This window comes from Bartonella vinsonii subsp. vinsonii, assembly GCF_902825235.1.
In the GTDB taxonomy this organism is placed as follows: domain Bacteria; phylum Pseudomonadota; class Alphaproteobacteria; order Rhizobiales; family Rhizobiaceae; genus Bartonella; species Bartonella vinsonii.
In genome coordinates this window covers 151975-163455 of sequence record NZ_CADEAJ010000004.1, presented here as the reverse complement: position 1 = coordinate 163455, position 11481 = coordinate 151975, and the positions used below count along the sequence as shown (strand labels likewise).

At 35.1% G+C, this 11481-nt stretch carries 11 protein-coding genes and 1 pseudogene; 9 read left to right on the top strand and 3 right to left on the bottom strand.

Annotated features, from left to right (window positions below; all coding sequences use genetic code 11):
- The 7 genes from J7R12_RS04935 to J7R12_RS04905 all read left to right on the top strand — a co-directional run.
- Nucleotides 1–2386 (top strand): type ISP restriction/modification enzyme (locus J7R12_RS04935; RefSeq protein ID WP_208439033.1); only part of this gene is annotated, 2386 nt, incomplete at its 5' end.
- A 1466-nt stretch (nucleotides 2387–3852) separates the two neighbouring features.
- The gene (locus J7R12_RS04930; protein ID WP_126603182.1) at nucleotides 3853–4452 is read left to right on the top strand and encodes an LbetaH domain-containing protein; all 600 of its coding nucleotides are present in this window, start codon (nucleotides 3853–3855) and stop codon (nucleotides 4450–4452) included.
- Between the two features lie 80 nt (nucleotides 4453–4532).
- Complete coding sequence (locus tag J7R12_RS04925; RefSeq protein ID WP_126603180.1) at nucleotides 4533–5042, top strand: hypothetical protein; 510 nt, start codon at nucleotides 4533–4535, stop codon at nucleotides 5040–5042.
- 90 nt (nucleotides 5043–5132) lie between these two features.
- Nucleotides 5133–5906: an LbetaH domain-containing protein gene (locus tag J7R12_RS04920; RefSeq protein ID WP_126603179.1), complete on the top strand. Its 774-nt coding sequence runs from the start codon at nucleotides 5133–5135 to the stop codon at nucleotides 5904–5906.
- An 84-nt stretch (nucleotides 5907–5990) separates the two neighbouring features.
- Nucleotides 5991–6485: a hypothetical protein gene (locus J7R12_RS04915; RefSeq protein ID WP_126603177.1), complete on the top strand. Its 495-nt coding sequence runs from the start codon at nucleotides 5991–5993 to the stop codon at nucleotides 6483–6485.
- Nucleotides 6486–6560: 75 nt separating this feature from the next.
- A complete protein-coding gene (locus J7R12_RS04910; protein ID WP_126603175.1) occupies nucleotides 6561–7349 on the top strand; it encodes a hypothetical protein in 789 nt (262 codons plus the stop codon).
- A complete protein-coding gene (locus J7R12_RS04905) occupies nucleotides 7342–7494 on the top strand; it encodes a hypothetical protein (protein WP_164713727.1) in 153 nt (50 codons plus the stop codon). Before J7R12_RS04910 ends, J7R12_RS04905 begins: the two co-directional genes overlap by 8 nt.
- 893 nt (nucleotides 7495–8387) lie before the next feature.
- Here the strand turns inward: J7R12_RS04905 and ssb are convergent.
- Complete coding sequence (gene ssb / locus J7R12_RS04900; RefSeq protein WP_126603173.1) at nucleotides 8388–8828, bottom strand: single-stranded DNA-binding protein; 441 nt, start codon at nucleotides 8826–8828, stop codon at nucleotides 8388–8390.
- Between the two features lie 117 nt (nucleotides 8829–8945).
- On the opposite strand from ssb, the pseudogene J7R12_RS08960 reads away from it, so the two are divergent.
- Nucleotides 8946–9211, top strand: a pseudogene (locus tag J7R12_RS08960) (BrnT family toxin).
- On the top strand, nucleotides 9189–9494 hold the full coding sequence (locus J7R12_RS04895) for a BrnA antitoxin family protein (RefSeq protein WP_126603171.1): 306 nt from the start codon (nucleotides 9189–9191) through the stop codon (nucleotides 9492–9494). The pseudogene J7R12_RS08960 and the gene J7R12_RS04895 overlap by 23 nt, the downstream one beginning before the upstream one ends.
- Before the next feature lie 366 nt (nucleotides 9495–9860).
- On the opposite strand, the gene J7R12_RS04890 is transcribed toward J7R12_RS04895, so the two are convergent.
- Both J7R12_RS04890 and J7R12_RS04885 read right to left on the bottom strand, forming a co-directional pair.
- Entirely contained in the window at nucleotides 9861–10628 is a 768-nt protein-coding gene (locus tag J7R12_RS04890; protein WP_126603169.1) for a bactofilin family protein, read from the bottom strand.
- Between the two features lie 76 nt (nucleotides 10629–10704).
- The gene (locus tag J7R12_RS04885; RefSeq protein WP_126603167.1) at nucleotides 10705–11220 is read right to left on the bottom strand and encodes a Rha family transcriptional regulator; all 516 of its coding nucleotides are present in this window, start codon (nucleotides 11218–11220) and stop codon (nucleotides 10705–10707) included.
- Nucleotides 11221–11481: the final 261 nt, after the last annotated feature.

Here is an 11481-nt window from a genome sequence, read left to right as displayed (position 1 = left end):
ACAGAACCTTATTATCAAGCTTTATGAAAGTTTTTTTACCAAGGCATTTAAAAAGACAACAGATAGGCTTGGCATTGTTTATACCCCTGTTGAGGTTGTGGATTTTATTATTCATTCCGTTGATGATGTTCTACGCAAAGAATTTGGAAAAAGCTTGGGATCCCGTGGTGTTTCTATTCTTGACCCCTTTACGGGAACTGGTACTTTTATCACGCGGCTTTTACACTCTAATCTGATAAAACCGGAAGATATGGAATATAAATTCCGTCATGATATCCATGCCAATGAGATTGTCTTGCTTGCTTATTACATTGCCGCCATTAACATTGAATCAACCTATCATGGTCTTATGAAAGGAGATTATATTCCCTTTAAGCATATTGGATTAACTGATACGTTTCAGATGCTTGAAGAGAAAAACCTGCTGCAAGGATTATTTAAAGAAAACAGTGAGTATTTAGAACATCAGAAAAAGCTGAATATCGAAGTTATTATTGGTAATCCCCCTTATTCCGTGGGGCAAAAAAGCGAAAATGACAATGCAAAGAATACCCCTTATCCGCTCTTAGATGACCGTATTCGTGAAACCTATGCTGCTCAGACAAAAGCAACTAGTACACAAAAGCTTTATGATAGTTATATACGAGCAATTCGCTGGGCAAGTGACCGTATTGAGAATGCTGGGGTAATCGGTTTTGTTTCTGGTTCTGGTTATATAGAAAAGCCAACAATGGACAGCTTACGAAAATCTTTAGCCAAAGAATTTACGAGTATTTATGTACTTAATTTACGAGGAGATCTTCGTAAAAACATGTTAAGTGGTGGTAGAGCTCAAGAAGGAGAAAATGTTTTTGGTAATGGTAGTATGACCGGTATTGCTGTAACGTTATTTATCAAAAATCCCAATGTTTCTGGAAAGTGTAAAATTTACTATCATGATATTGGCAATAATCTCACGACAGAAAAGAAACTGTCCGCACTCAAGTCCTTTGGTAGCATTGATGGTCTTGCACAAAAACAAAAATGGAAACTGATTACACCAGACGAGCATGGTGATTGGATAAATCAACGTGATAAAAGTTTTAAAACATTTTTAGCTATGGGTATTAAGAAAGGTCATGGTAAAAAACTTTTTGAGATTTATTCTCTTGGTGTTTCAACCAATCGTGATGCATGGGCATATAACTCAAGCCGTAAGATTGTAGAAAACAATATGCACAATACGATTGCATTCTATAATAATGAAGTGAAACGTTTTAATGAGTCCTATCCACTTGCTGATCAGAAAATACGTAAAAACGCTGTAAATGATTTTGTTAATTCGGATGAAAAAAAAATAAGTTGGAGTAGTACTCTCAAAAAAGAATTTGTAAGAGGCAAATGTTCTGAATTTGAAAGTGATTGCATAGTTCAAAGTCTTTATCGACCTTTTACGCAACAATGGCTTTATTACAATCGCACTTTCAATGAAGCTATCTATCAAATGCCGCGTATATTCCCTGTGGAACAAGCAGGCGATAATAGAGTGATACAAGTTACAGGCTTAGGAGCAAGAAGTGGTTTCTCTATTTTGATGACTAAGAATTTGCCTAATCTTCATGCAATAGATACAGGTCAATGCTTTCCACGATATTTCTATGAAGATGTTGCGGTTTCAAAAGATAAAAATGCTGACCAATCACACTTATTTGCAAATTCTACAGAAGAAACCAAAGCCGCTGGTTTGCAACGTCGTGATGCCATTACTGATGAAGGATTAGCACATTTTGAAGCTGCTTATCCTAATGAAACCATAACGAAAGATGATATCTTCTATTATGTTTACGGGATTTTACACTCGGAAGATTACCGTGCTCGTTATGCTGATAACCTCTCTAAAGAGCTCCCTCGCATCCCTTGCGTAAAGAGTGCTGAAGATTTTTGGATGTTTGTTACAGCAGGGCGTGAATTAGGCAATTTGCACGTTAATTATGAAAGCGTAGAGCCTTATCCTGTGACCTTTAAAAAAGGTGACCCTAAACTTACAGATATCAAGAACCCTGAAAAGTTTTATTACGTTACAGAAATGAAATTTGCTGGCAATAGTAAGGAAAAGGATAAATCTACAGTTATTTACAATCGTAATATCACAATAACAGATATCCCTAAGGAAGCTTATGAGTATATCGTGAATGGTAAACCTGCTCTTGAATGGGTTATGGGTCGGCAATGCGTAAAGACTGATAAAAAGAGTGGCATTGTTAATGATGCCAATTGCTATGCTGTTGAGACCATTGGAAACCCTGCTTATCCATTGGAGTTGTTTCAAAGGGTTATTACGGTAAGTTTAGAAACTATGAAGATTGTTAAGAACCTTCCAAAATTGGAATTAAGAGAAACTGAATAGACTTATAAAGCATGCTCACATTTCACATGATGGGTATGCTAATTACAAGGGGTGTAGAGTTTATATCTATACTCTCTTGTTATGTTGATTACATACAATCTTAAAAGGAATGATTTACCATGCGCTATTCTAAAAAGAGAAGCCTTGCACTTTTAAACACTTTCATATTGCCTTTAAAAGATTATATCGCAATCTCAAATGATAGCATCATATCTTTCAAAAGCTCTCTTTAAAGAGAATTATGCGTATTAATAGGTTGTATTTATCAATAGAGATTGTTTTTTGAAACATTGATAAGATTTAATATATTGAAATATAATGTTTTTTGTCTTTTTAGTGTTTTTTTCTTTAAAACACGAACCTTCAAAACTCAAAACCCCCTTCAAATCGATAAGTTACTCTTTATAACATGCCTCATAATCACGAGCTGTCTTTTGAAAGGCTTTAAAGGATTATATACCCTCTCATAAAACATGGTTTAAACATGCACTCTAATCATAACAATTGTCTGTTAAAATTTACTGACAAAAATTGACAAAAGCAGACAAAACGCGTGTCATTAATTGTCTATTGTACTCACATGACTTTTATACGTGATATTTCAAAATTTTGAAAAACACTAACCCATTGAAATATAATGTTTTTATTTTTATCTCAATTTTTTTAAATGGAAGGGGGGGCTAAATCAACAGACAAAACTAACAAAAGAGACAAAAGCCCATAAAAAGGTATTTTGATAAGGATATAAGAATTCAATAGGTATCTTTAGATTTTTTTATAACAAATAAAAACCGCATGATCTTATTATCCTTTGTTATATGAACATGATGCGATTTCTCTAGAGAATGAATCAAAACTATAGATTTGAATGAAAAGCGCTGGTTATAAGAGCGCGGTGCCTATTAAAGCTGTTTAAATTACAAACCTCTCTTATAAATGATAACAAAATTCACAAAAAATATTCACAAGGCATTCAATAAAAATAATCATGCTTTATAAAGTTAAAAATACGCATCATAAGCAGCATTTCTAGTTGTTATGAAGTTTAAAAGAGAAAATAACGCCATTTCGTAATATAGAGTCAAATAGACGCAATAAAATAGAAAATATTGATAGGCATATGATGCATATTTATACACAATATGATAAAAAATAATCATAAAAAAATACAAAAAATAGCAAAATATAATTGACAATAAATACGTATTTTGCTATATAAATACTCAGGTGATTAAAAACCACTTGCGATTAGCGGATAGGTTACGAAACAGCCTCTCCCATGTCTTTAAAAACTGACTGTCTTTTATGCTCTTGTTAGTATATGAAGATTCTGTCGGGTGTGCTTACACCATACAATACCCTTTATGGGAAAAGTGTAAGCAACGGACTAATCGCCGTGTTTTTAGCACCCGATGCCCTTATAGGGTTGTCAATTAAAAACAATTAACGATTAGAAAGATTTAATTATGAAATCTATAGAAAAAAACACCCCCGTTATCTCTGCAAAAAAATATGAATTTACAGGTGAAACAATTGAAGTGGGTTTTAAAACACTTCGTCGCATTCGTGCTTTAAGAGATTTTGGTGATATCAAAAAAGGTGATATTGGTGGTTTTATACAAGATGAGAGCAACTTATCCCATGATGGTAATTGCTGGGTTAATGGTAAGGCAAAAGTTTATAGCAATGCAAGGGTTTACGATAATGCCATTGTAAGTGGGTATGCTCACGTCAATAGTACTGCTTGTATTTATGAAAATGCAAGGGTTTATGGACATGCCGTTGTGGCTGGCAATATTTATGGCAATGCTCATGTTTATGGCTTTGCTCGTATTTATCCTGATGCTCATATTTATGATAATGCACATGTTCATTATTATGCTTGTGTTTTTAATGACACAAAAATTTATGATAATGCTAAAATTTCCGGATATGCTTGTATTTTTTCAAATGTGAAAATTTATGGCAATGCAATAATTAAAGGAAATACTTGGATTCGCAATAATACGAAAGAGGCTAGCAAGCAAATTATGGATAACGATCAATCCATAAAAAAAGCGGCGTAAATAAACGCGCGGGTGCGGCGGGGGCGCCCCTCTCTAACTTTCATTTAAATTTAATCATTATTTAGAATAGGAGCTTACCTATGTCCACTACAACTGTATCTAAAATTGTATCCAAAAAATATGAACTTACAAATGAAACCCGTGTATTGGGTGATCATACCCTTTATCGTATTAAAGCATTAAAAGACTTTGGTGATATTAAAGCTGGTGACCTTGGTGGCTTTATTGAAGATGAAAGCAACCTCTCTCATGATGGTGATTGCTGGGTTGGTGATGATGCTACTGTTTTAAAACCTAGTCGTGTTTATGAAAACGCTAGGGTTTATGGCAATGCCTCTGTGGGCGGCTTTGTTTATGGAAATGCCAAGGTTTATGATTTTGCCAAGGTTTTTGCCAATGCGCATGTGTATGATAACGCGCGGGTTTTTGATAGTGCAAAAATTATAAGTAATGTTCATATTTATGAAAATGCAAGTGCCTATGGCATGGCTGTTGTTACTAAAAATGCCTATGGCAATACAAGAGAAAATGTTTATACAGAGCGGCTCTCTCCTTATGGTGAAATTTCATTTGTGATGTGCCATCTGTAAAAAAACAACGTAAATGAAAGGCGCGGCGGGGGCGCCTCTCATTCCAACTTTCATTAAAATTTTATCAAACATTTAGAATAGGAATAACCTATGTCCACTATAACTGTATCCAAAAAATATGAATTTACAACTGAAAACTTCACTTTTGAAGGAATTACTTTGCACCGCATTCGGGCTTTAAGGGATTTCGATGATGTAAAGGCGGGTGACCTTGGTGGTTTTATCGAAAATGAAGAGAACCTTTCTCATGATGGCAATTGCTGGGTTTATGACAATGCCGCGGTTTTTTTGAATGCCAAGCTTTATGAGAATGCTAAAATTTATCAAGAATCTAAAGTTTTTAGACATGCCAAGGTTTATGGCAATGCTACTGTAAATGGAAAGGCATGGGTTTTTGATTATGAAGCTCATGTTTATGAAAATGCAAAAATTCACGATAACGCTAGGGTTTGTGGTCATGTCTATGGCAATGCCGTTGTGAGTAATAACGCTACTATTGCCGATGGTGCCAAGGTTTATGATAACGCTAGGGTTTATGAGTGTGCACATGTTTGTGGCTATGTTTTTGGCAACGCTCATGTTTATGGAAAATCACGCATTTATGTGTGGGCGCATATTTATGGTAATGCTCATGTTTTTTGCAATGCGTGGATTAAGGATTATGCAAGCGTCTATGGAAATGCAAAGGTCTCTGGCTCGGCGCGCGTTGGTTGCTTGGCAAGAATTTATGATAATGCCAAGGTTTATGGCAAATCAAATATCGATCATCATGTAAAAATTTATGGCAATGCCGTGGTTAATAGCCGTGTAAAAATTCGTGATGATATTTGTGGTGATGATCAATCCATAAAAGACGCTGCGTAAATAACACCGCGGGCGTGGCGGGGGGCGCCTGCTTTCCAAATTCTTTCATTTTAAAAGTAAATCTTCTTATAAAGGAATGGTGCTATGCAAAAAAAATTTGCACTCACTAATGAAATACGTCTCTTTGCTAATCGTACACTTTATCGCATTAAAGCTTTAAGAAACTTTTCTGATGTCAAGGCGGGTCAACTAGGTGGCTTTATCGAAAATGAAAAGAACCTCTCTCATGATGGCAATTGCTGGGTTTATGGTGATGCTCTGGTTTTAAACCCTGGTCATGTTTCTGAAGATGCTAGGGTCTATAATAACTCTGTTATCGCTGGTTCTGTTTATGGAAAGGCATGCGTTTTTGGAAAGGCTATCATTTTTGATCATGCTCATGTCTATGGTAATGCAAGAATTTATGATCATGCCCGTGTGATAAATCATCTCCATGTTTGTGAAAATGCCAATCATGGCATTGTTATGATTCTAGAAAAGACAAGTGATGATATTAAAACAAGAGCTTATGTAGAGCAGCTTTCCCATAATGAAATAAGAATTATCTGGCTGCGTAATAAAGCCTTTTTAAACATCTAGGGTGTGGCGGGACGCCCCTTTCTCTCAAATTTTCCGTTCAAATTTTAACACAATCGAAATTGTGAGGCGTTTGTTATGTCTAAAAAATACCAATTAACAAATGAAATGAAACAATTGAAAGATAAAATGACACAAAAAATTACCAAGCTTTATCGCATTCGTGCTTTAAGAGATTTTGATGATGTCAAGGCTGGTGACCTTGGGGGCTTTATTGAAAAGGAAATCAACCTCTCTCATGATGGCAATTGTTGGGTTTATGATGATGCATGGGTTTATGGACATGCTCGTGTTTCTGAGAATGCAAAAATACGTCATCAGTCTCAAGTGTGTGGTCAAGTCTATGGCAATGCACAAATTTGTGATCAGGCTTTCATTTCTCAATATGCACAAATATATGACAATGCATTTGTTTATAACAATGCCTCTGTATCTGGGTATGTTTATGGCAAGGCTCGTGTCTATGGCAATAGTCGCGTTTCAATTGAAGCCCATGTTTATGGCAATGCGCATCTTTCTCATAATAGTTATCTTTTTGAATATGCAAGGGTCTATGGCAATGCCAAGGTTTCAGGTTCTGCCTGTCTTTTTAATTATGCGCATGTTTATGGTCATGCTGTTGTTAATAGCCGTGCAAGAATCTATGGCAAGGTTTATGACTATGCAAAAGTGAGTGGCTGTGCTGAAATTTATGGCTCTGTTTATGAAAAGGCTCAGGTTGCTCATACTGTCAAGGTCTGGGGTCGCGTTTGTGGGCGTGCAAAACTCAATCGACAAAGTAAGATTAAGGAGGTTCCGCAAAATAAGGAAGTTTCTAAAAGTGATATTCTTATGGAAATTATTGAAAGAATTGAGACAAATGAATAATCAACAAACGCGGGGGTGCTTTTTATGGGTTAATGCCATCTCAAAAGAAAAGACAGAAAATGCAAAAAAGAAAGCCGTGCCAATTTATATGACACGGCTTGTGAGTAGAAATGTAACTAAAAAATACAAATTAACAAATGAATAAATGCGTATATACAAAATGTATTAATATCGCAAGTGCTCTATTCTCTTTATTAAAAACTTATCCAAAATAATATAAATGAATGCTTCTGAATTTAGATCATCACATTTGAATGAAAAAAGCCTATTAGCTTTGTGATGGTTCCAAACCTATTCATAACAGTGCCATCATTTTTGAGGCGGTCAATTTGAAAGAAAGCATGCTATCAAAACGCCTTTTTAAAAGGTATTAAGCTTATTTTTGAGCTAAGTGAATTAACCACCCCAATTTTGGGGGCGTTCTCTTTCTATAGATCTCTTTAAACATTGGCATTTAGTGATGTTATATATCTAACTTCTCTCTGCTTATAAAGAAGGTGCCCTCATTTTTGAGGTGACCTAATCACTCAATCCAAATTTGGATTAACCCTTTTCAAAAGAAAACGTTTCAAATCTTTGCATTTAAAGACGCTATAGTTATCTAAAGAGGTGCCCCCAAATTTGGGGTGACCCCAATCACTCCAAAGTAGCTATCTAGCGTTTTCTAAATTTTTAGAAAAACCTATCAATCGATATTTTTCAAAATCCTTATCATTCTTTACGTCTATACAATTATGTTATGATAAAAACGTCTTGTAAAATTTATGAACTGTTATGGATGATAACAGCTTTGCATTTTATTTGAATGCTCCCATGCGTTATAATATTGGCATCATGATTTGCTTTTTATGCTCTGTTTATAGATGGCTATTGTTTATAAAAAATGGTCAATTGAATCGTGCATAAAAGTGTGGATTCTAAAGTGGATTCAAATAAAATAAATACATTCAACATATTGATTTTATTATGTTTTTATACAAAAGGGGACGCCATTTTAGGGCGTCCCCTTTTTTTTGTTTTTTTCACAACACTGCCTTCTTAAAAAGGAACGCTGTCATTCATAACGGTATGAGGAATATCAAGAGGTCTTTGGTAGCTTCTGTCATAAGGCGATGATTGCTCTTGATTATCATCATTTTTGCCATCTAAAAGCTTCAAATCCCCTTTGTAATGAGGCAAGACGATCTCTGTTGTGTAACGATCTTGTCCATTTTTATCTTGCCATTTGCGGGTTTGAAGCTGCCCTTCAATATAGACTTTGCTGCCTTTATTGAGATATTGAAGTGCAATCTTTGCTAAGTGTGGATTAAAAACCACTACAGAATGCCATTCAGTTTTGCTGACCTTTTGATTGGTACTCTTATCAGTATAGCTTTCAGATGTTGCCATGCGAAAATTAACCACCTCATTACCAGATGCCATTGTTTTGCTTTCTGGATCAGCACCTAAATAGCCAATTAAAATCACTTTATTAAGCATTTATCAAATCCATTATATATGCACTTTTTATGTGTGTAATTATAGCATAATTTTCTATTTTTTTCAATATTTTCAACAATTTATTGACAAATATTATTTTTAGTGTACATAAAATATATGAAAATAGTATGGGATGAACCTAAAAGAGTTTTAAACATTGATAAACATGGGCTGGATTTCGCAGATGTTATTTACTTTGAGTGGAAACACGCCTTTATTGACGCAACGTATTCAAATCGCATGAAAGCTATTGGACGTTTGCTGATGGAACCACGGTTGTTATTTTTGCACAACTTGGCACCGAAGCGATATCTATTATCAGTTTCCGTCATGCAAATAAGAAAGAAAGAGAGGTTTTCAATGACTATCAAAAAAACCTTTAAAGAAAAGCGCTATTACACAAAAGAAGATTGGGAAGCGGTGGACTCACCGCCGCTTACAGATGAAGAACTTGCACGTTTAAAACCAGCTACAGAAGTTTTACCAGCCTCCTTTTTTAAATATGTAGATAACGAGCGTCGCAAACGAGGACGCCCTCCAATTGCGTCTCCAAAAGAAGCGATTACTTTACGACTTGACTCTAATGTTATTGCTTTTTTTAAGGCGCAAGGTAAAGACTGGCGTATACGAATGAGTGAAGTTTTAAAGAAAGCAAGCGATTGTTAATTGCATTTTGATATTGCATTTTTATACAGATTGTGCAAATATAGTGATGCTTATGGAATAATTTAAAACAGTATATCGTAATAAAGCCGTGTCAAACTTAATTGGCACGGCTTTATTTTTAAGGGGGGTATGATTCCAAACCTAGAAAACGGCTCAAAATACAACATTTACGTTGCAAAATAAGATTAGCACAAAGCGTTTTAAGATGCAAATTGATAAAAAAGATCTTGCCTATTTTACACATTTTATGTAGAAACTAAATGTAGTTTAGTATCTTCTTTTATACTCCTTTTCTTGACTAAATTTTTCTAAAATTAAAGCCGCGTCGTTAATGACACGGCTTTTTTTTAAGAGACCAGCTGTTATTTACGCTGCTTTATCATCACCACAAATATCTTCACATATTGTTTGATTGCCATTAATCACAGCATTGCCATAAACCTTGACATCTTTTTCAACAACCGCCTTTGCATAAACCCTTGCATTATCAAAAATATGAGCACCCTCAAATATAATAGAAGAGCCTGATACTTTTGCATTGCCATAAACAGAGCCATAAATCTTTGCACTATTCCAAGCCTTTGCATTGTTATAAATTTTTGCACCTAAAGCAATAAAGGCTTTTCCATACACCATGGCATTGTCACAAACTTGACCAGCAATGCTAGAATCACCATAAACCTTTGCATTGCCATTAATCCTGCATTTTCCAGTAACCACCCCCTTCCCACGCATAAACACTTTACCAGCAACGTTAGCATTACCATAAACCTTTGCATTGTCATAAACATGGGTATCATGATTAAAAACTTTAGCGTTATCACTAATGACAGCATTGCCATATGCTTTAGCATACAGAGCAACAACGGCTTCATTACGAAGTTTTGCATTATCAGACACGACGCCATTAATACCGACCCACGCATCATCATAAACCCAGCAATTGCCATCATGTGATAAGTTGCTTTCATTTTCGATAAAGCCGCCTAAATCACCAGCCTTAACATCATCGAAATCTCTTAAAGCTTTAATGCGATAAAGTTTTATAGGCACATCTTTTCCATCCTTATGTTGGAAAACTTGTTTCATTTCATTTGTAAGTTCATATTTTTTGGATAAAGTTTTATTGGTCATAGGTTTTACTCCTAATCTAAATAGTTGCTAACATTTTAATGGAAATTTGAGAAGGCGCCCCCGCAACGCCTGTTATTTAAGCAGTTTGCACAATACTCTTTGTTAAGAGGCTCTTTGCTTCATTTGTAATAAATTTGTAATGATAAAGTTCTTTTTCTAATTCATTTGCATGTAACAACCGTCTCATTATCAATTCTAATATTTTGCCAATACCCTCAGATGTTCTTAAACTTTCATAAGAGATGACCTTATCTCTATAAAACAAATCATGCTCTATTGATTGTTTTTTTAATTCATAAAAAGCTTTAACGAGTGCTTTTTTAAAAGCGCGCACGGTTTCATTATTTCGCATATATGTCATAAGAAGGGTTGCTTGTGATTCATTAAGGATTGCGATTTCTCTTTTTTGCCACCCGCCATTCGTTTTAAAGGGTACGATCTCAAATCCAACCCTTCCAAAGTCTTCAAAATCTTTAATATTTTTACGTACCAATCTAATAACAGTAGCATGGCTATTACCCACGCCCTCTGCAATTTTGAGAGAAGTTGTGACTGCAATACCATCTTTGTTGATCGTAACTAGATTTTTCATTGAAAAAACCTTTCTAATAGTTAGTAAGTTTCTTATTAACACCCCTATAAGGGGCATCGGGTGCTAAGAAACACGGCTATTAGTCCGTCGCTATGCTTTTCCCTCGCGAAGGGTATTGTATGGCATAGCTACACCCGATGTAATCAATATATGCTAATAATAGCATAAAAAACAATCAGTATTTTAAAGGCATGGGAAAGGTTGTATCGTAACCTATCCGCTAATAGCTAAGTGTTTCTTAGGCACTTGTGATTCGTTTAA

Excerpts from the sequence above, each read along its gene's own strand:
- J7R12_RS04925 (WP_126603180.1), top strand. The coding sequence starts at position 4,533 with ATGTCCACTACAACTGTATCTAAAATTGTATCCAAAAAATATGAACTT.
- J7R12_RS04930 (WP_126603182.1), top strand. The coding sequence starts at position 3,853 with ATGAAATCTATAGAAAAAAACACCCCCGTTATCTCTGCAAAAAAATAT.
- J7R12_RS04915 (WP_126603177.1), top strand. The coding sequence starts at position 5,991 with ATGCAAAAAAAATTTGCACTCACTAATGAAATACGTCTCTTTGCTAAT.
- J7R12_RS04890 (WP_126603169.1), bottom strand. The coding sequence starts at position 10,628 with ATGACCAATAAAACTTTATCCAAAAAATATGAACTTACAAATGAAATG.
- J7R12_RS04905 (WP_164713727.1), top strand. The coding sequence starts at position 7,342 with ATGAATAATCAACAAACGCGGGGGTGCTTTTTATGGGTTAATGCCATC.
- J7R12_RS04910 (WP_126603175.1), top strand. The coding sequence starts at position 6,561 with ATGTCTAAAAAATACCAATTAACAAATGAAATGAAACAATTGAAAGAT.
- J7R12_RS04920 (WP_126603179.1), top strand. The coding sequence starts at position 5,133 with ATGTCCACTATAACTGTATCCAAAAAATATGAATTTACAACTGAAAAC.
- J7R12_RS04895 (WP_126603171.1), top strand. The coding sequence starts at position 9,189 with ATGACTATCAAAAAAACCTTTAAAGAAAAGCGCTATTACACAAAAGAA.
- J7R12_RS04885 (WP_126603167.1), bottom strand. The coding sequence starts at position 11,220 with ATGAAAAATCTAGTTACGATCAACAAAGATGGTATTGCAGTCACAACT.
- ssb (WP_126603173.1), bottom strand. The coding sequence starts at position 8,828 with ATGCTTAATAAAGTGATTTTAATTGGCTATTTAGGTGCTGATCCAGAA.